At 37.4% G+C, this 19,943-nt stretch carries 14 protein-coding genes; 9 read left to right on the top strand and 5 right to left on the bottom strand.

What is annotated here, in order from left to right; translation table 11 throughout:
• Window positions 1–35: 35 nt before the first annotated feature.
• Complete coding sequence (locus BUA97_RS03765) at window positions 36–3,185, bottom strand: UvrD-helicase domain-containing protein (protein WP_072996512.1); 3,150 nt, start codon at window positions 3,183–3,185, stop codon at window positions 36–38.
• Between the two features lie 232 nt (window positions 3,186–3,417).
• A complete protein-coding gene (locus tag BUA97_RS03760; protein WP_072996511.1) occupies window positions 3,418–4,011 on the bottom strand; it encodes a ribonuclease HII in 594 nt (197 codons plus the stop codon).
• A 131-nt stretch (window positions 4,012–4,142) separates the two neighbouring features.
• Here BUA97_RS03760 and BUA97_RS03755 point away from each other — a divergent pair, with 131 nt between their 5' ends.
• The gene (locus tag BUA97_RS03755; protein ID WP_072996510.1) at window positions 4,143–7,064 is read left to right on the top strand and encodes a SusC/RagA family TonB-linked outer membrane protein; all 2,922 of its coding nucleotides are present in this window, start codon (window positions 4,143–4,145) and stop codon (window positions 7,062–7,064) included.
• A 5-nt stretch (window positions 7,065–7,069) separates the two neighbouring features.
• Window positions 7,070–8,632, top strand: a complete 1,563-nt coding sequence (locus tag BUA97_RS03750) for a SusD/RagB family nutrient-binding outer membrane lipoprotein (RefSeq protein ID WP_072996509.1) — start codon at window positions 7,070–7,072, stop codon at window positions 8,630–8,632.
• Window positions 8,633–8,753: 121 nt separating this feature from the next.
• On the opposite strand, the gene ffh is transcribed toward BUA97_RS03750, so the two are convergent.
• Entirely contained in the window at window positions 8,754–10,118 is a 1,365-nt protein-coding gene (gene ffh, locus BUA97_RS03745; RefSeq protein ID WP_072996508.1) for a signal recognition particle protein, read from the bottom strand.
• A gap of 520 nt (window positions 10,119–10,638) precedes the next feature.
• Here ffh and atpB point away from each other — a divergent pair.
• The 6 genes from atpB (at window position 10,639) to atpG (ending at window position 15,673) form a co-directional block, all read left to right on the top strand.
• Window positions 10,639–11,739: a F0F1 ATP synthase subunit A gene (gene atpB / locus BUA97_RS03735; protein WP_072996506.1), complete on the top strand. Its 1,101-nt coding sequence runs from the start codon at window positions 10,639–10,641 to the stop codon at window positions 11,737–11,739.
• A 42-nt stretch (window positions 11,740–11,781) separates the two neighbouring features.
• The gene (locus tag BUA97_RS03730) at window positions 11,782–12,000 is read left to right on the top strand and encodes an ATP synthase F0 subunit C (RefSeq protein ID WP_063968283.1); all 219 of its coding nucleotides are present in this window, start codon (window positions 11,782–11,784) and stop codon (window positions 11,998–12,000) included.
• Between the two features lie 95 nt (window positions 12,001–12,095).
• On the top strand, window positions 12,096–12,584 hold the full coding sequence (locus tag BUA97_RS03725; protein WP_072996505.1) for a F0F1 ATP synthase subunit B: 489 nt from the start codon (window positions 12,096–12,098) through the stop codon (window positions 12,582–12,584).
• Between the two features lie 5 nt (window positions 12,585–12,589).
• On the top strand, window positions 12,590–13,126 hold the full coding sequence (gene atpH / locus BUA97_RS03720; RefSeq protein ID WP_072996504.1) for an ATP synthase F1 subunit delta: 537 nt from the start codon (window positions 12,590–12,592) through the stop codon (window positions 13,124–13,126).
• Window positions 13,127–13,142: 16 nt separating this feature from the next.
• Entirely contained in the window at window positions 13,143–14,720 is a 1,578-nt protein-coding gene (atpA, locus tag BUA97_RS03715) for a F0F1 ATP synthase subunit alpha (protein WP_072996503.1), read from the top strand.
• Window positions 14,721–14,806: 86 nt separating this feature from the next.
• The gene (atpG, locus tag BUA97_RS03710) at window positions 14,807–15,673 is read left to right on the top strand and encodes an ATP synthase F1 subunit gamma (RefSeq protein ID WP_072996502.1); all 867 of its coding nucleotides are present in this window, start codon (window positions 14,807–14,809) and stop codon (window positions 15,671–15,673) included.
• 116 nt (window positions 15,674–15,789) lie between these two features.
• Here atpG and pyrF read toward each other — a convergent pair whose 3' ends face one another.
• Both pyrF and BUA97_RS03700 read right to left on the bottom strand, forming a co-directional pair.
• The gene (pyrF, locus tag BUA97_RS03705) at window positions 15,790–17,154 is read right to left on the bottom strand and encodes an orotidine-5'-phosphate decarboxylase (RefSeq protein ID WP_072996501.1); all 1,365 of its coding nucleotides are present in this window, start codon (window positions 17,152–17,154) and stop codon (window positions 15,790–15,792) included.
• Window positions 17,155–17,367: 213 nt separating this feature from the next.
• Window positions 17,368–17,922, bottom strand: coding sequence for a DNA-3-methyladenine glycosylase I (locus BUA97_RS03700; protein ID WP_072996500.1), 555 nt, complete (start codon window positions 17,920–17,922; stop codon window positions 17,368–17,370).
• Window positions 17,923–18,361: 439 nt separating this feature from the next.
• On the opposite strand from BUA97_RS03700, the gene BUA97_RS03695 reads away from it, so the two are divergent.
• Window positions 18,362–19,897, top strand: a complete 1,536-nt coding sequence (locus tag BUA97_RS03695; RefSeq protein WP_072996499.1) for a serine hydrolase — start codon at window positions 18,362–18,364, stop codon at window positions 19,895–19,897.
• The last annotated feature ends 46 nt before the right edge of the window (window positions 19,898–19,943 follow it).

The raw sequence follows: 19,943 nt of genomic DNA, 5'->3' as shown, positions 1-19,943 counted from the left end.
TGTGCTTTGTAATCTAGTAAAAGTTTTCTGAATAATCAAATGTAGATTACATCCGTCTTCAACACTTTCTTCCCAAATTGTTCTAGCTTATTTTTATAAGTTTCCACTTGTTTCTGATTTTTTTCGTTCTCTTCACCGGTTTTAAAATCAATGATAATGAAACCGTTTTCGGTCTTTATTAAGCGGTCTGGGCGATAAGTTTTTGATTGGTCATTTTCTGTCACCAACATTTCGCGCTCATTAATTATTTTTAGGTTTTCTGTAAAATAATTAGAGTAATCTTTATTGTTTAAAATATTTTCAATTCTTTCCCAGATGGATATTTTTTCCTCGTTGGTTATTTTTCCTTCCAGCAAATAAGAATTGAGAACTTTGGCGACATCTTTTCTGGTTTTGATTCTGGATAGAACCTCATGTGTGAAAATCCCCATTCTTACACGCTCTATGCGGTTCTGGTAACTTTTGGAAGTGGTTGCAATTTCTATTTTCGACGGCTTTTCTGTGGTCTTGGCGATAGAAGTAAGATTTTCCGACAGATAGTCTTTCTTTTCCTTATTCTTTTGCTTTTTGAAATCGGAAACAGGAAAGACATCAAAAGAGTCAGATGGTTCTCCGTTTTCTTTCGGCTGAAATTGGGTAACAAAATCATAAAACTCTAAGTTGTTAGAAGATTTGCTCGGCTTCTCGATGTAGAAAAACAATTGTTCTACAGGTCTGGTTGTTGCAACATATTGGATACAGAAACGGTCAATTTTATTTCGGTAAGAATTGTCAAAATTGAATTGAGCCAAATCTTCATCGTAAGTTTCCAGTTCAGATGAGAACTGTGTCAGGATCACGGTTTTCAGTTCGTCTTCGCTGTTGAGGTTGTACCATTCGGAGAATTTTTTGTCATTGTTTTTATTTTCCATTGGAATAAAAACGACAGGGAACTCGAGACCTTTCGCTTTGTGAATCGTCATAATCTGGACCGCATCGATATTCTCGCTGGCCTGGATACTGATTTTCGAGGCTTCATCCTCCCAGAATTTCAGGAACTCTTTCAGCGTTGCACCGGCATTCTGAGTATAATTGAACAGCATCTCCAGGAAGTTCAGAAGGAAATCGGTCTCCTTATGTTCCACGGAAAATTCCTGAACATAATATTCGATAAAATTATAAAGGTTCAGCTGCGGGATATCATTCTGGGTCAGTCGGACATTATAATGAGAAGCAATATGATCTTCAATTTGTTTGTTATTTTCAAGATTCAGAATAGCTTTGATCTCTGATGTGAAATCCGTCATTCTTATTCTTCCGGAAGCATTCAGGAAATACATCATTTTCACCAGGAACTGACGGTTTTTCGGATTGATATCCCACTTGAGGAATTCTATCAGAGCCTTAACCGTAAATGATAAATCCAGAGTCAGACCTTTCTCGGAAATGGTTTTGATATGTGTTTCATTGCCGTTATATTGAACTTTCAGGTTTCCTAAAATCTGGGAATAATTGAAAATATCGGTATTTCCCCTGCAAAGAATTGTAATGTCCGAGAATGAAAATCCGTTGTCGAGGCATTCCTGGATATCCTGTCGCATTTTCTCCGCAGATTCTTCATAGAAAACAGATTTGACAGCGTTTTCCAGAAGATGGACTTTCACTCTGCCTTCCAGATTGGATTTCGCACCCTGAATGGCATTTTCCCCAAAGATGATCTGGTGTTCCTCATTCAGATCCCGGGACATGAAATCGTAGAGCCGGTTGTTGAAATCAACAATATTTTTCGCGCTTCTCCAGTTGAATTTAAGATGTTCTGCTGTTGCAAACTTGGGTGTGATCTCTTTTTGGTTGATGATGTTCAGCATCAGCTCACTGTCACCACCACGAAATCTGTAAATGCTCTGTTTCGGATCGCCAACAATGGTGAAGCTCGTATTGTCAGACGTTATACTGTTGTCACGGAGCGGCAGAAAATTCTGCCATTGCATCGCTGAGGTATCCTGAAATTCGTCAAAGAAATAATGCTGAAACCGTGTTCCTACTTTTTCATAAATAAAGGCCGAAGGCTCGTTCCGCAGATTTTCATTGATAATGATATTGAACTTGGAAAGTAAGACCAAGTCATTTTCTTCCTCGATTTCCATCAGCTTTTTCTGAATATCAGCATTGACCTTCAAAGGAAGAATAGCCTCCAGGATCTTTTCTTTTTTCTGCGAATCAATATGAATATCAATGATCTCTCTCCGCCAGGAAATCAGCTGAGGAAGTATTTCCTCGATGTCATTTTGCTTATGCCTTCCTTTTGCAGATGCACCTTTCAGATAATTCGTCAGTGCGGATTCTTCATTAGCCGGAAAAGGAAAACCATCTCTTTTCTTGTTATGGTAATCCAGAGCTTTTTGAAAAAATCCGGCAAGTCCGTTCTTTCCCTGCGCAAAGTCATCTACATCAATAGCCCGGCTTTTTATAAGGTCCAGAGCTTGCTTTGCGAGTTGAGATGATTGGATTTTATTATCACTTATTTTTTTCCGGAGTTCATTTTTTTTATTTTCATAAGCCTGCCATTCGAAGTCTTTGTTATCCTGCAAAGGCTTGTAATGAACATCATTTACAAATTTTTTCGCTGAATTATAAAGCGTTTGATTCAGATTGACCCGCTCATTGTTGTCAAGGTTGTAATTGACAAAATCCATAAAAGCTTCGGAAACCGTTTCCTCTTCACCGATCTCATCCAGCATTTTGTCCACAGCTTCTATCAGATAAGGTTCCGGCTGGATCTCCAGACTGAAGTTCTGAGCCAAGCCCAACTCATAAGAAAAACTCTTTACAAGCCGGGAATTGAATTTATCAATTGTCCCGATATTCAGCGTAGAGTAGTGGTGGAGAATATAATCCAGTACTTTTTGCGAACGCATATTGAGGTCTTCCAGCGTTATCCTGATGCCTTGGTCTGCAAGGGCTTCCTGTATATTTTTAAGATCCTGATTGCGGGAATAATTATCCTTAACAAATTCACCGAGATAAAAAAGGATTCTCTCCTTCATTTCATTGGCCGCCTTGTTGGTAAAGGTTAATGCAAGAACGCTTCTGATCGCATCCGGCTGGTTCGGAAACCTGAGGCAGATCATCAGTAATCTCTGAACGAGCGTATAAGTTTTACCTGAACCTGCAGATGCATTGATAACGGAATAAGTGTTTTGCATAGTAAACAAATGTAAGAAAATTGATTACAGGTTGCAATATGCAATGGAGTTGAAAATGTAGAGATGAGCGTGGAAATTTTTAACCTGAGCTTGTTCGTGCTATGTATATCCTAATAGTCGTGCTATGTTTGTCCTAATAGTATCTGTCAGAAATCAAGCGATTGATTCTATTTTTATTAAAATACAGTAGAATTAAATATACTTATGACTAAATTTTTCAGTTTTCAATATTTTAGATCTCAACGTCGTATTCCAACCGGAAAGATTTTCTGTGGTGGATATTAGGACCGAATTTTTTCAGGGCTTTCTGATGGGTTTTTGTACAATAACCGAAATTGGTGTTCCAGCCGTAATCCGGAAATTCGTCGTGAAGTTGTATCATCAGGTTATCCCGATAGTTCTTTGCAATAATAGATGCCGCTGCAATCGAAAGATATTTGCTGTCGCCTTTTATAATACAATGGTGCGGGATAAAATTATAAGGATGGAATCTGTTGCCGTCCACCAGGATCAGTTCCGGTCTCGTTTTCAGCTGATCGAGAGCCAGATGCATGGCATGCAAGCTGGCGTTCAGTATATTATGCTGGTCAATGAAATCCGGGGAAAGTTCTGCTATCGCAAAGTCCACAGCATTTTCACGGATGTAAAGGTCGAGATTCTGCCTTGTTTTAAAGTTTAACGTTTTAGAATCATTAACCAAATTTTGCTTAAAATTTTTATCTACAATAACTGCTGCAGCCACAACCGGCCCTGCCAGACAGCCTCTTCCGACTTCATCACAACCGGCTTCGATAAAGGCGTTTGAAAAATTTTGTATTAATAGCATAATAAAAAGTAACACTGCAAAGTTATGTAATAGTGCGACTTTAGATGATGCAATTAACAATTTTTTAACAATTTGTGTTGCATATATTAATAATGTTTTGCATTTTTGTTTATTGAAAAATTTGATTTGATATGAAAAAATTAACAACAAGCGTGTTAGCAGTGGTTCTTTCATCGTCTTTTGCAATGGTTTCTGCGCAAACGATAAAGGATACAGCTAAAACACAAGATATCGAAGGCGTGGTAGTAACGGCTTTAGGTATCAAGAGAGAAAAAAAAGCTTTGGGGTATGCTACTCAAGAAATTAAAGGGGATGTTATTTCCGATGCGGGTCAAACTAATGCAGTAAGTGCCCTTTCAGGAAATGTAGCTGGGGTACAAGTTACAGCACCTTCTACAATGGGTGGTTCTACCCGTATAACAATGAGAGGTATAAGTTCTGTCACTGGCGAAAATAGACCATTAATTGTGGTGGATGGTGTTCCTTTGGATAATTCAAACGTAAATACTTTAGATACTCAAAGAGGAGCTGGTGGTAGAGATTATGGTGACGCTACTTTTGATATCAATCCTGACGACATTGAAAGTGTAACTGTTTTGAAAGGTGGCCCTGCTGCTGCTTTATATGGAGCTAGAGCTGGAAATGGAGCTATTATATATACCACAAAGTCTGCAAAAAAAGGAAGAACAGAGGTTCAACTTAATACAGGTATTTCTTTTGAAAATATTTATATCAGACCGAAGCTTCAAAACTTCTATGGTGGAGGTTCTCAAGAAACATTACCTACCAGAACAATTAATGGAACAACTTATAATGTACAAGAATATGCTACAGATGCATCTTGGGGTCCAAAATATGATCCAAATTTGATGTACTTACCTTGGTATGCTTTTGATCCGGAGTTTGCTAATGATTATATGAAACCAGTTGCGTGGGTTGCTCCAAATAAAGATGTAGACGATTTTTTCAATACAGGAGTTACATATACGAATAATGTATCGGTTGCTAAATCGTTTGGTGATACAAATGTCAGATTGTCTTACACAAACACGCAAATAAATGGTATAGTTCCTACGTCAAAAATTAACAAAGATAATTTTAGTGTTAATTTAAATACTAAATTATCGGAAAATCTTAAGGCAGAAGCTATAGTAAATTATGTTCATACAGCAGGTTATAATAGACCTGAAGTTGGATATGGAGATAATTCAGTAGCTCAAAAATTCTATCAATTTGGACAAAGAAATTTAGATTTTTCAAAGCTTAAAGATTACAAGTTGTCTAATGGCAATCAAAGAACATGGAATAGAACTGCTTACAATAATGCTACTCCAAAATATTCTGATAATCCTTATTGGACAATCAATGAAAACTACTCTCAAGATAGTAGACAAAGATTTTTTGGAAATGCTGGTCTGACATATACCTTTGATAAACATTTTTATATTGTTGGTAAGGTTTATGGAGATGTATATTCACAGAATATCGATACTAGAGTAGCTGTGGGTTCTCAAGCTGTGTCAAATTATACTCTGGAAAAGAGAAATGTATCAGAATTTAATTACGAAGGTAGAGCGCATTATAGTAATAACTTTGGAGATTTTAATGTAAATGCATTTGTTGGATTTAATATTAGGGATAACAAGATGAGTTGGTTAAAAGGTACTACTGTTGGGGGGCTAGTTATTCCACATATATATAATTTAGATAATAGTAAAGAGAATGCTAAAGCAACAAATAGATCTTACCATAGTTCTGTAAAAAGTGTCTTCGGATCAGTATCTATTGGTTACAAGGATTTATTATACGTAGAAGCAACTGGTAGAAATGATTGGTTCTCGACTGTAAATGATGACAAACTTTATCCGTCAGTCACAGGAAGTCTTGTTTTTTCTAATTTAATAAAAGCTGATTGGTTATCTTTTGGTAAATTGAGAGCTGGATGGTCTAATGTTGCGCAAGGAACAGATCCATATAGTAGATTAAATTATACTGTTATAGGAACTCCTTTTGGTAGTTCTCAAATGTATTCTGATCCGAATACATTTAATGATCCAAATATCAAACCGGAAATGAAAAATACTAAAGAGGTTGGTATAGAGGCCAGTTTCTTTAATAATAGATTTGGATTTGATGTAACTTATTATGATGTCAAATCAACGGATCTAATCATTCCTTTACCTGTTGATCCATCAACTGGTTTCCTTTTCAAAAGAATTAATGCTGGGGAAATGACCAATAAAGGTATTGAGGCTATGGTTAATATTACTCCAATTAAGACTAGTGATTTCTCTTGGGATTTGACTTGGAATTTTGCTAGGAATAGAAATAAATTAGTTGAATTACAAGGTGATTTGAAAAATTACATTCTTACAAACGCACCTTTTAGAGTTCAATTAGCAGCACAAGTTGGTGAGGCTTATGGAGCAATTTTAGGAACAGATTATGTATATGATGCGAACGGGAACAAAATTATTGACGAAAATGGTTTCTATAAGGCGTCAGAGATTAAATCTTTAGGATCTATTTTGCCAAAGTATAATATGGGATTCCGAAATACTTTTAAATATAAATCTATTAGTTTGTCTGTATTAGTTGACATTCAAGAAGGAGGAAAGTATTTCTCAACAACAAATATGTTTGGAATGTACTCTGGGATGTTGGAAGAGACAGGCTTAGGTGGAAATAGAGCAGCGGGAGTTGTTCTTCCTGGTGTGAAAGAAGATGGTACTGTAAATGATATTTTACTTGATGCACCTACTTGGGGAGCTTCGTTCTACGACACTGTAGATGCGCAAAATGTCTTCGATGCAAGTTATATTAAATTAAGAGATATTACAATTGGTTATGACCTCCCTAAATCCTTAGTCGGGAATTATATTCAGGGTGTTAGAGTTTCGGCTTTTGCACGAAATTTATTTGCATGGAATTTATCCAATAAAGGTATAGATCCTGAAAATGTATCTTACGGTTCTGGTAATTATCAGGGAATTGAAGGTGGATCATTACCTTCGACAAGAATCTATGGATTCAATGTTAACTTTAAATTTTAATAAAAATGAAAAAAATAATTTTAATTATATCAGCACTAACAGTTTCAATGATTTCCCAGAGTTGCTCTGATAAATTTGATGAAATTGATATAAATCCCAATTCTACCGATAAACCACTAACATATGGTATATTTAATAGTGCAAACAAAGAATTGATGGATAATACAAGGGATGAGTGGACTTCAGGGCGTATCGCTTTGCCTTGGATTCAGTATTCTGCTCAAACAGGATATACAGAGGAAGATAGATATCGTTTCAGAGCTGCTAATAATGATTCTTTTTGGAGTTTTTCATATAGGGTTGCTCAAGACTACAAAAGAATTGCGGACTTAAATACTGATCCTGTAACAGCAGCACAAATGTCCGTGTATGGACCTAATAAAAATCAAATTGCTGCCGCTCGAGTTATGTTATCGTATGTATTCTTAAATTTAGTGGATACATATGGTGATATTCCATATTATTCATATGGTAATAAAGATGCAGATTTTCAAGCTTTGGACATAGATAAGTATGTTCAACCTAAATTTGCTAGCCAACAAAAAATTTACGCCGACATATTGAAAGAATTAAAAGAATCAGCGCAAATGATTGATGTTAATTCTAAGGTATTTACACAAGGTGATTTGTTGTTTGGCTCTGGATTGAAGCTTAAGAAATTTGCGAATTCTCTTAGACTTAGAGTAGCAACAAGAGTAAAGGGGGTTGTCCCAACTGCTGAAGAGCATATTACTGATGCGATTGCTTCTGGTGTCATGACTTCTAATACGGATAATGTTGGATTAACATATGAGAACAATTTGGTTAATCCTTCACCGATGTTTGATAATTTTAGAACAAGAACAGATTTTTCAGTTTCTAAAACTTTTGTACAATTATTAAAAGGAGAGAAGGGCAACTTTTCTTTAGATCCAAGATTGTTTAAGTATGCTTCTCCTATGAATGCTACCCAAACACAAATTCTAAATGGTACGTCGATAGAGTCTAATAATCCTGCAGATTTTAAAGGAATGCCGTATGGACTTCCTAGTACTATGACAGCAAGTCAATTAGATGAAATTAATTTTTTCAGTAAAAATGTATTAAAACCAAACTATACTGAGATATTTATGGAATATTCTGAAGTAGAGTTTTTATTAAGTGAAGCCAATGGCTGGGCTCAGGATCATTACGAAAAAGGTGTAAAGGCTTCTATGGAAAGATGGGGAGTTGAAGCATCAAAAATTAATGCTTTTGTCTCTTCTTTGCCAGTTGCATCAAAAGAAAATGTATTAACTCAGAAATATGTAGCCCTTTATATGCAGCCGTTTGAAGCTTGGGCTGAATATCGAAGAACGGGTTATCCAAATACGTTATTGCTTCCTGGTCAAACAGCCGAATTAAACATTCCGGTAGATGGTGAAACTACTTACACATTTGTTTCATTAATTGCGGGCCTTACAGATATACCAACAAGATTATTATATCCAACGGCATCACAGAATCTCAATACCATAAATTATCAAGCTGCTTCTCAGTCTATTGGAGGAGATAAAATGAATACTAAATTAATTTGGGATAAAAACTAATCTAAGGATTAGGATTATTTAGAAGAAAACCGCAGTAATGCGGTTTTTTTATTTCCAATAAACATAAAAAAGTCCGAAGTAATTTTTACTTCGGACTTTTATTATATAAAAAATTTCTAACTTATTTCCCAAACAATCCGCCACCCATTCCAGGCATATTTGGCATTTTGCTCATCATTTGCATCATTTGTTTCCCTTGAGGACCTTGCATCATCTTCATCATTTTGCCCATCTGGTCAAACTGTTTCATTAATGCATTCACGTCTTCTAGTTTTCTGCCTGCACCTTTCGCAATTCTTTGCTTTCTGGAAACATTGATGATTGAAGGTCTTCTTCTTTCGTCAGGAGTCATGGAGTGGATAATCGCTTCGATGTGCTTGAATGCGTCATCATTGATGTCCACATCTTTTATTGCCTTTCCAACACCAGGAATCATCCCCATAAGATCCTTCATATTACCCATTTTCTTGATCTGGTTGATTTGCTTCAAAAAGTCATCGAAACCAAATTCATTCTTGGCAATCTTCTTATGAAGCTTCTTCGCTTCCTCTTCATCAAACTGTTCCTGAGCTCTTTCAACCAGGGAAACAACATCTCCCATTCCAAGGATTCTGTCAGCCATCCTTTCCGGATAGAAAAGGTCAAGCGCTTCCATTTTTTCTCCCGTAGAGATAAATTTGATAGGCTTTTCTACAATAGATCTTATCGTCAAAGCCGCTCCACCACGCGTATCACCGTCCAGTTTAGTAAGAACAACACCGTCAAAATTCAAAGTGTCATTGAAGGCTTTAGCCGTATTCACAGCATCTTGTCCCGTCATAGAATCTACTACAAAAAGCGTCTCTGTCGGTTTGATGGTTTGATGAACAGATTTGATTTCGTTCATCATCTGCTCATCAATCGCCAAACGGCCAGCCGTATCCACGATAATCGTGTCAAAGCCGTTTGACTTTGCATAATTAATCGCATTCTCAGCAATCGCAACAGGATTTTTATTCTCTAGTTCTGTGTAAACTTCAATATTAATTTGTCCACCCAGCACTTTCAGCTGGTCAATCGCCGCAGGTCTGTAAACGTCGCAAGCCACCAAAAGTGGTTTTTTGCTTCTTTTTTGTTTCAGATAGTTGGCTAATTTTCCGGAGAAAGTCGTTTTACCGGAACCCTGAAGACCTGCAATCAAAATCACAGTTGGCTTTCCGGAAAGATTGATTCCCTCCTGTGAACCTCCCATCAGGTCAACCAATTCGTCGTGAACAATTTTCGTCATCAATTGTCCCGGCGTCAGCGATGTCAAAACGTTTTCACCAATCGCTTTATCCTGAACTCTTTTCGTAAGGTCTTTCGCTACTTTGTAGTTAACGTCGGCATCTACCAATGCTCTTCGGATTTCCTTGACTGTTTCTGCAACGTTGATTTCCGTGATTTTTCCACGTCCCGAAATATTATGAAGGGCTTTATCTAGCTTGTCTTGTAAACTATTGAACATACTTTAATAAGATATTTAAGTCTGCAAAAATAAGAAAATTTAAACGAAGTTACAGCGTCAGTGATGACTAATCAATCATCATTTATTTTTTGTTTTATTTGGGGCAGTTTAATCCGCATTTTATAAATAGAATTAAGTTTGTCAGGATTGTTTATTTTTGCAAAATGAATCAGATATTAATACTAATTATTGCAATCGCTTCACTAATTATTCTTAATATAATTGTGTATTATTTGTTCAAAATGGTTTTAATAAAAGGCAATAATTCCGGATTGAGATTTTTAGGAATTAACTTGTTAAAAGATATAATCTGGCTTACCGGAATTTTATTTTTTATAGACAAAACAAAAGTTAATTTTCTGATTTTGAGTTTGATTTTTTTAATCAGTTCTTTTTTAATTTATTATTTTGTCATTGTAAGGCTCAATAAATCATAGTATTATGAATTTGATAAAAATCATATAATTTAGTTTTTCTAACCATTATAAATCGATATATTTGCAAACCGATAAAATGTGTTATGAAGCTAAAAATTAATTCTGTTTTTTTTACGTTTTTGTTCATCTTTTCTAGCGTTTTCATCTCTGCTCAGCACGAAGTTGCTAATGTAGGTGAAACAGCAGAAATAGAAAAGGCCGAGAAATCATTTGATGCAAAGAAAATGATAATGGAGCATATCGGCGATTCTAATGAATGGCATCTGATGACTCTGAATGAAGGGACTGCGGAAGAGAAACATATCTCTGTTCCATTGCCAATTATTGTAAAGGACGAGGCTGGGATCCATACATTTTTATCATCTTCTGTAGCTCATGGTCACGAACATGACGGGTATACTTTGCACGACGGGCAATTGGTTTCTACGAAAGGATTGGAGAAAGCAACATTGTTTGGTCTGATTGGTAATAAGCAAGATTCCGGAAAGGTTTTTTATGATTTTTCAATTACCAAAAATGTTTTTGCTATGTTCCTGTCAGTCGTTTTCATGCTGATTATTTTCATCGGAATGGGAAGAAGTTATAAGAATTCTATGATGCCGAAAGGTGCCGGCAGAATTTTGGAACCGATTGTTATTTTTATCCGTGATGAAGTGGCAATTCCAAATATCGGGTCTTCAAAATACAAAAGATTTATGCCTTATTTATTGACGGTGTTTTTCTTTATCTGGATCAATAACCTGTTCGGATTGATTCCATTCTTTCCTTTTGGAGGTAACTTGACCGGGAATATAGCAATTACTGCAGTTTTAGCAATTATTACTTTGGTGATTACGCTTTTCAGTGCCAACAAAGATTACTGGAAGCATATTTTCATGCCGCCGGTTCCGATTTTGCTTTACCCTATTATGGTTCCGATTGAGATTATTGGCGTGTTTACAAAGCCGTTTGCTTTGATGATGCGACTTTTTGCCAACGTTACCGCGGGTCACATTATGATACTGGCGATTATTTCATTGATATTTATTTTTAAAACACCATTATTAGGATTTGCATCTGTGCCTTTGGCATTATTCATTTCTGTATTGGAGTTATTGGTTGCAGTATTGCAGGCGTATATTTTCACAGTATTGTCAGCATTATTTATTGGAATTGCAGTACAGGATCACTCACACGAACATTAAGATACAATTAAAAAGAACATATTTAACCTAAATAATTTTATTATGGATTTAACAACTGGAGCAGGATTAATTTACGTAGGGATCGGTTTAGCAGTATTAGGCGTAGGTCTAGGAATTGGTAAAATCGGTGGACACGCAATGGATGCTATCGCTAGACAACCGGAACAAGCTGGTAAAATTCAGGGAGCAATGCTTATCGCAGCTGGTCTTATTGAAGGAGCTGGTCTTATTGCGATTATCTTTGGTGCATTCATCAAGTAATCCTTATTACATCTAAGTCTTAGCAAAACGGTTGGTTTTGCTAAGATTTTTCTTAAATTCAAAAAAATTATTTTAATTAATAAAAAACTTAGATTATGATAGAGCCGGGCATAGGTTTATTATTTTGGATGACACTTACATTCATCATCCTATTGTTTTTATTAGCAAAATTTGCGTGGAAACCAATTCTTAACGCAGTTAATGATAGAGAAGTTACGATCATCGATGCACTTAACCAAGCTAAATTGGCTAAGCAGGAAATGGCTCAGCTGAAAGAAGATAACGAAAGAATCATTCGTGAAGCCAGAGCAGAAAGAGATGGCATCCTGAAAGAAGCCAGAGATATGAAGGATAAGATCGTAAGCCAGGCTAAAGAAAGTGCTAAAGCAGAAGGCGAAAAAATGATCGAAGCAGCCAGACAATCTATCCAGACAGAAAAGATTGCAGCTATGGCTGATATCAAAAATCAAATCGGAACTTTGTCTGTGAACATCGCTGAAAATATCTTGAGAGAGAAACTGAACAATGATGGCGCTCACAATGCTTTGGTAGAAAATATTCTTAACAAATCTAACCTTAACTAATCAGGATGCTGACATCTAAAGTAGCTAAAAGATACGCACAGGGTTTACTGGATTTCACACAGGAGTCTGGTAATACAGATGCTGTTTTCGGTGAGATGAAGGATATTGTGAAAATAATGTCCAAGTCCAGAGAATTGAATACATTCTTCAGCACGCCAATTATTGATGCAAGAAAGAAAGAGGCGATTGCTTTAGAAATATTCAAGGATTTTTCTCCTGTTTCTAAAAACATCATCCGACTGGTCATCAAGCAAGGAAGAGAAGCTCAGCTTAAGAATATTGCTCAGGAATTCATCAATAAAGTAGAAGATATCAAGGGAACGCAACGTATCTCTTTGGTAACGGCTACTCAATTGTCAGAGCAAAATATTCAGAAAATTATTGCTGATTCTAATATGGTAAACGTTTCTAATTATGATTTGGAAACGATTATCAAACCAGATATCTTGGGAGGTTATATCCTGAGAGTGGGCGACCAGCAAATCGATGCTTCAGTTAAAACCAAACTGAACAATATCAAAAAAGAATTTCAACTTAATTAAGAAAAACAACCATATAATGGCAGAAATAAATCCGGCAGAAGTATCAGCGATACTGAAGCAGCAATTAGCAAATTTCGATACTCAATCTAACGTAGAAGAAGTTGGAACTGTACTTACAATCGGTGATGGTATCGCTCGTGTTTACGGTTTAGAAAATGTGCAGTACGGAGAATTGGTAAGATTCGAAGCTGGAGTAGAAGGTATCGTTCTTAACCTTGAAGAAGACAACGTTGGTGTTGCGCTTCTTGGTGAATCCAAAATGGTAAAAGAAGGTGATACTGTAAAAAGAACCAACAGAATTTCTTCTATCAAAGTAGGAGAAGGGATGCTTGGTAGAGTTGTTGATACTCTGGGAAATCCAATCGATGGTAAAGGACCTATCGAAGGAGATCTTTACGAAATGCCTTTGGAAAGAAAAGCACCGGGCGTTATCTTCCGTCAGCCGGTAACTGAACCACTTCAGACTGGTATCGTTGCTATCGATTCTATGATTCCGGTAGGAAGAGGGCAAAGAGAGTTGATCATTGGTGACAGACAAACTGGTAAAACAGTTGTGGCTATTGACACCATTATCAATCAAAAAGAATTTTATGATGCTGGTCAGCCAGTCTATTGTATATATGTTGCAATTGGGCAAAAAGCTTCAACTGTAGCACAAATCGTTAAAACTTTAGAAGATAAAGGTGCTTTAGCTTACACGGTTATTGTTGCAGCTAACGCTTCAGACCCGGTTCCAATGCAGGTTTACTCTGCAATGGCAGGTGCTTCTATCGGAGAGTACTTCCGTGATACTGGTCGTGCAGCTTTGATTGTTTATGATGATTTATCAAAACAAGCGGTTGCTTACCGTGAACTTTCTCTGCTATTGAGAAGACCACCGGGACGTGAGGCTTATCCAGGGGACGTTTTCTACCTACACTCCAGATTGTTGGAAAGAGCGGCGAAAGTTATTGCTGATGATGCTATCGCAAAACAAATGAACGATTTGCCAGACTCTCTTAAACCAATTGTAAAAGGTGGTGGTTCATTAACAGCTCTTCCTATCATTGAGACTCAGGCTGGTGACGTTTCTGCATATATCCCTACGAACGTAATCTCTATTACTGACGGACAGATTTTCCTTGAAACAGATTTGTTTAACTCAGGAGTTCGTCCGGCAATCAACGTTGGTATCTCTGTATCGAGAGTTGGAGGTAATGCTCAGATCAAATCCATGAAAAAAGTATCCGGTACTTTGAAGCTAGACCAGGCTCAATATAAAGAATTGGAAGCGTTTGCCAAATTCGGTTCTGACTTAGATGCTGCTACATTGGCGGTAATTTCTAAAGGAGAAAGAAATGTGGAGCTTTTGAAGCAGCCAGTTAACTCTCCACTTCCGGTAGAAAATCAAGTTGCTATGATCTATGCAGGAACTGAGAACCTATTGAGAAATATCCCGATCAGAAAGGTAAAAGAATTCCAGGTAGAATATGTGGATTTCCTTAAAAACAAACATCCGGAAGTTATGTCTGCACTTAAAGCGGGTAAGATTGACGATTCAATTACCGGGACGCTGAAGCAAGTTGCAACAGAACTTTCTGCGAAATATAACTAAAAATTAGTTGATGGTTTTTGGTTGATAGTTGACAGAATTTTCTAAAACTAACAACCAACAACCGACAACCAACAACTAAAAATAATATGGCAAACTTAAAAGAAATACGAGGCAGAATTTCATCTATATCTTCTACGATGCAGATTACAAGTGCTATGAAAATGGTTTCCGCTGCGAAACTGAAGAAAGCACAAGATGCAATCGTGATGCTGAGACCTTACTCAGAAAAACTGCAGGAGATTATAGAGAATGTGAGTGCTGCTTCTGATGCTGAGAATATCTCAGAATTCGCAATAGAAAGAGAGGTTAAAAAAGTTCTTTTCATTACTGTGACTTCCAACAGAGGTTTAGCTGGTGCTTTCAACTCTTCTGTTATCAAGGAACTGAACATTCAGTTCTCTGCAAACGAAAATGTGGAAATAGAAGTTTTAACCATCGGTAAGAAAGCTTTTGATGCGCTTAGAAAAAACAGGACTGTTTATGAAAATCACAGTTCTCTGTTTGATAATCTTTCTTTTGACCACGTTTCAAATATGACGGGTAAAGTGATGTCAGATTTCAAAGCCGGAAAGTTTGACAAAGTTTACGTTGTTTATAACAAGTTCATCAATGCAGCTACTCAGGAAGTAGTGACTGAGCAGGTTTTACCAATTGCAATTTCTGCGGAGAAAGCAAGCTCAGATGTTAATGCAGATTATATCTTCGAACCGGGTAGAAAAGAAATCCTGGAAACATTGATTCCTAAATCTATCAAGACCCAGATATTCAAAGCTGTTCTGGACTCCGTAGCATCAGAACACGGTGCAAGGATGACAGCGATGCACAAGGCGACCGATAATGCAGAAGCGCTTAGAAATGATCTTAAGATTTTCTATAACAAAGCGAGACAGGCAGCCATCACAAACGAAATATTAGAAATTGTTTCCGGAGCAGAGGCTCTTAAGAACAGTTAATAAGGATAAAGTTAAAGTTAGTAGTTAGTTATAAAAAGCATTGGGGGTCAAACTTCAGTGCTTTTTATTATTTTGGGATCAAAATAAAAAGGCAGAAATTAATTTCTGCCTTTTCGTTATTTACTAACACAATCCTGATAAGCCTGCCAGCCTTCATTTTTGTAACGCAATGCTTCCTGTTCCGGCTCGTCTGCTTTGTAGATGCCGCGTCCGACGATGATGAAATCAGTTCCGTAATTCCTGATCACATGTTCCGGGGAATTGTATTGCTGACCTTTGTCATCGCCACCTTTTGCTAAATTAACCCCTGGCGTGAACAATAAAAGCTGGTCAGAAATTTGATTCTGAGCTACGCAACCGATGATGCTGGGATGGGTTTCTATGATTTTCAAAGCTTCTTCACGGTAATGAGAATCGGTCAAAGTGCCTTCTGACGACATACCGAGAATGGCTACGACACCAACGCTCATAAAGCAATCTAAGCTTTTGCTTCCGCCAATGACGTGGGAGGTTACTAAGTCTGCCCAGTTGGAAATCTTGTAGGTTCCATAAGAAAACTGCAGTTCCTGCGTGTTCCCGATGTCTGCGAATTTCCGGTCTTCCATTAGTAAGAAGTTATGTTTTGTCGCCAGGTCTTTCAAGGGAAGAATGGTGCTGTCAGCATCGAAATCGTTCAGGATATCAATGTGTGTTTTCAGAGCGACAATATGAGGACCAACCATATCAGCAAAATCCAATAATTCTTTTGTGCTGATGAAATCTGCCGAAGCAATCAGGTTTGATCTTTTTTCAATGGCTATCTCAAGGATTTTTTTGGCGAAGGAATGTTCGGCAGCTTGCAGTTTCTGTTCGTAAGACAAGCGTTTTTTCTCTTCGAAAACCACTTGATTTCCGTTCACGAAATCTTGTATCCTTGCTACTTCAGCTTCATCAATGTGATTTTCTTCTCTCAGGATTTCCACCACCTCAGAAATATTGAACAGCGAATGAACTTTGTAGCCTTTGGCTTCCAGTTTTTCTTTTCCGCCCTGTTGTCTGTCCAGAACGACTACGATGTCAGAAACTTTAATGCCTTCGTTTTCTACTTCGTCAATTGTTTCTACCAAAGATTTTCCGGAAGTGATGACATCTTCTACCAAAAGGCAGTTTTGTCCTTTTTCATAAATCCCTTCAATCAGTTTTTTGGTGCCGTAAGATTTGGCTTCTTTTCTTTTAATAATGAGCGGAATGTAACTCTGAAGTGACATCGCTGTTGCCATTGGAAGTGCTGCATAAGGAACGCCGCAGATGATATCGAAATTATCCAAAGGAAGCATCTCCAGAAGATAATCGGCGAGTTTTTTCAGGATTTTCGGGTCAGATGCGAGAGGGCGAAGGTCCACATAGAAGGGACTTTCTATCCCGCTTTTTAATGTGAAACGCCCAAATTTGATGATCCCGAGTTTGTAGCACTCGAGGAAAAATTCTTTTTTACTTTCCATTGACTTTCTTTAGATTTCTACAAATTTAAGGCTAATTTTTATATTTTGAAAAAACCAGTTCGTAAAGTCTTCGAGAGCCTCAGACTGACAATGCTGAAAAAGTCTTCGACTCCGCTCAGACTGACAATGTGAATGAATGCCTTCGAGAGCCTCAAACTGACAAAGAATGTAGTATTAGAAATGTCACACTGAGCGGAGTACAAGTGGATCTAGCTATTTAACTTCTTTCCACTTGGGGTTTGTGGCGGCGATTTTTTCATTGATTTTGCAATCATCGGAATGGGCACCTTTTAGGAAACCGATGCTCATCAGGAATTCGCCGACGATTTCTCCGCCTGTGAACCTGAATGTTTTTTTGAACAGTTTTACCCATTCTTCTTTGGTTTTCGGATGGTGGTGTTCCAGCCATTTTTCGAATGACCCGAATTCTTTTTTCAGTTCCAGGATGGTTTTTGCATTTTCTATTGCAGCGTTGACTTTCAGTTTATTTCTGATGATCCCGGGGTCTGATAATAATCTTTCTCTGTCTTTTTCTGAGTAGGCCGCAATTTTTTCGATACTGAAACTGCTGTAGGCTTTCCGGAAAGATTCTTCTTTTTTGAGAATCGTTTCCCAGCTCAATCCAGCCTGATTGATTTCCATAATTAACCTTCCGAAGAGTTCATCATCATTGTGGATGGGGAAACCGTAGTGGTTATCGTGGTAGTTTTTGTGCAATGCTTTCCGTTCTTCGGGTTGCATTGTTTCTATGGCCTTGCAGTATGACATCGTATGTTTTTATAATTGAATGTAAAGATAATTTTATTTTGTCACTTATTGAAATTGCCATAGAACAGACTGCCAGAGGTATTAAGTAGATAATCAGAGGTCTTGAGTAAATAATCAGAGAAGTAAAGTAGACAATCGGAAGTGTTGAGTAGACTGTTACACAAGCAAAGTAGACAATTACAGGAGTTAAGTAGACAATTACAGGAGTTAAGTAAACAGTTACAGGAGTTAAGTAGATTGTTACAAGAGTTAAGTAGACAGTTACAGAAGCAATGTTGCCTGTTACAGGACTTGAGTAGATAGTTACAAGAGTTTCGCAAATCTTTAAATCTTTAAATTCAACAATGATATTTGGGTTTGAAATATTGTTTAATCAACTGTGAGTATGATTAATGATAAGAATTAACAATTTCTTATCTTCGTGGAAAGCTTTTTTAAAATGACAAAACAAATTTCTTTTTTCTTAGTTCTTTGCTCTCTTTTCTATGTCAATGCTCAGATCGAGGAAAAAAAACTCGACGAACTGATTGAGAATTCGCTTAAAACGTTTGATGTTCCCGGGATGTCTGTCGGGATTGTGAAAGATGGGAAAGTGGTCTATGCCAAAGGTTTCGGGGTTCGGTCATTGAACAATAAACTTCCGATGGATGATAATACTTTGGTCGGTATTGCGTCTAACAGTAAGGGTTTTACCTGTACTGCTCTGGCGATCCTGGCTGATGAAGGGAAAATCAACTGGGACGATAAAGTGACGAAATATATCCCTGAATTCCAGATGGCAGATGCTTATGTTTCCCAGAATGTGACCATCAAGGATCTGATTACGCATAGAGCCGGATTGGGGTTAGGTCAAGGTGACCTGATGTTTTTTCCTGAAGGCGGGAATCTGACGGTGAATGATATCGTTCATAATGTGAGATACCTGAAACCGGAGAATCCTTTCCGGACGACTTTGGATTACAACAATATCATGTTCATTGTTGCTGGCGAGGTGATTCACAGAGTTTCCGGTTTGCAATGGGCGGACTTTATCGAGCAGAGAATTATGAAACCTGTTGGAATGACAGCGAGTTTCGGTTCTTATAACAGAGCGAAAAATTCTCAAAATATCATTGATGCGCATGCTCCTGTGGACGGAAAAGCAATTGCTGTTCCGCACGACTGGAGCGAAACTGCGAATGCGGCCGGCGGGATCATGAGTAATATTCAGGATATGACGACCTGGGCGAATTTCCTTCTGAATGGATTTGTGACCAAAGACGGGAAACGTTTGGTTTCTGAGAAAAATGCTCACGAATTGTGGAGTCTTCAGATTCCTGATAAGGTTGGAATAACTTCGCCTTATGATACTCATTTTTATGGTTACGGATTAGGCTGGTTTTTGAGTGATGTGAAAGGTCATTTGCAGGTTCAGCATTCCGGAGGTTTGATAGGAACTGTGACGCATTTTACTTTGATTCCGGATATGAAACTAGGGATTGTGGTTTTGACAAATCAGCAATCTGGTGCGGCATTTTCGACGATTACGAATTCAGTTAAAGATGCTTATCTGAAAATAGAAAACCGTGATTGGCTGAAGCTTTATGGCGACAGAAATAAGAAAAATGAGGAAACTTTCTCAAAACAGAAGAAAGAAGTTTATGATAAAGCTTCGAAATATAAAACGGATCTGAAAGATGATCAGTTCATCGGATGGTACAAGGATAACTGGTTCGGCATCGTGGAGATTTCCAAAGTTGGAAAGGGTTACAGAATTATTTCTAAATCTTCTCCAAGGCTGAAAGGCGATTTGATTCCATATTCAGCGAATTCTTTTGTTGCGAAATGGGATGACAGAAGTTATGATGCGGATGCGTTTTTCACTTTGAATTTTGATGAAAATGGAAAAGCGGTTTCTGCTAAGATGAAGCCTATCTCTGATGTGACGGATTTTAGTTTTGATTTTGAGGATTTGGATTTGAGGAAGATTAATTAAGAATATACAATTTGATAAAAAAAACCGCCTAAAAATTCTTTAGGCG

Origin of the sequence: Epilithonimonas mollis, from assembly GCF_900142325.1 — a bacterium.
In the GTDB taxonomy this organism is placed as follows: domain Bacteria; phylum Bacteroidota; class Bacteroidia; order Flavobacteriales; family Weeksellaceae; genus Epilithonimonas; species Epilithonimonas mollis.
This window is presented reverse-complemented; position numbering and strand designations above follow the sequence as displayed.

What these genes read in the sequence shown, in the direction of transcription:
- BUA97_RS03765 (WP_072996512.1), bottom strand. Translation starts at nt 3,185, where the DNA reads ATGCAAAACACTTATTCCGTTATCAATGCATCTGCAGGTTCAGGTAAA.
- BUA97_RS03760 (WP_072996511.1), bottom strand. Translation starts at nt 4,011, where the DNA reads ATGCTATTAATACAAAATTTTTCAAACGCCTTTATCGAAGCCGGTTGT.
- BUA97_RS03755 (WP_072996510.1), top strand. Translation starts at nt 4,143, where the DNA reads ATGAAAAAATTAACAACAAGCGTGTTAGCAGTGGTTCTTTCATCGTCT.
- BUA97_RS03750 (WP_072996509.1), top strand. Translation starts at nt 7,070, where the DNA reads ATGAAAAAAATAATTTTAATTATATCAGCACTAACAGTTTCAATGATT.
- ffh (WP_072996508.1), bottom strand. Translation starts at nt 10,118, where the DNA reads ATGTTCAATAGTTTACAAGACAAGCTAGATAAAGCCCTTCATAATATT.
- atpB (WP_072996506.1), top strand. Translation starts at nt 10,639, where the DNA reads ATGAAGCTAAAAATTAATTCTGTTTTTTTTACGTTTTTGTTCATCTTT.
- BUA97_RS03730 (WP_063968283.1), top strand. Translation starts at nt 11,782, where the DNA reads ATGGATTTAACAACTGGAGCAGGATTAATTTACGTAGGGATCGGTTTA.
- BUA97_RS03725 (WP_072996505.1), top strand. Translation starts at nt 12,096, where the DNA reads ATGATAGAGCCGGGCATAGGTTTATTATTTTGGATGACACTTACATTC.
- atpH (WP_072996504.1), top strand. Translation starts at nt 12,590, where the DNA reads ATGCTGACATCTAAAGTAGCTAAAAGATACGCACAGGGTTTACTGGAT.
- atpA (WP_072996503.1), top strand. Translation starts at nt 13,143, where the DNA reads ATGGCAGAAATAAATCCGGCAGAAGTATCAGCGATACTGAAGCAGCAA.
- atpG (WP_072996502.1), top strand. Translation starts at nt 14,807, where the DNA reads ATGGCAAACTTAAAAGAAATACGAGGCAGAATTTCATCTATATCTTCT.
- pyrF (WP_072996501.1), bottom strand. Translation starts at nt 17,154, where the DNA reads ATGGAAAGTAAAAAAGAATTTTTCCTCGAGTGCTACAAACTCGGGATC.
- BUA97_RS03700 (WP_072996500.1), bottom strand. Translation starts at nt 17,922, where the DNA reads ATGTCATACTGCAAGGCCATAGAAACAATGCAACCCGAAGAACGGAAA.
- BUA97_RS03695 (WP_072996499.1), top strand. Translation starts at nt 18,362, where the DNA reads ATGACAAAACAAATTTCTTTTTTCTTAGTTCTTTGCTCTCTTTTCTAT.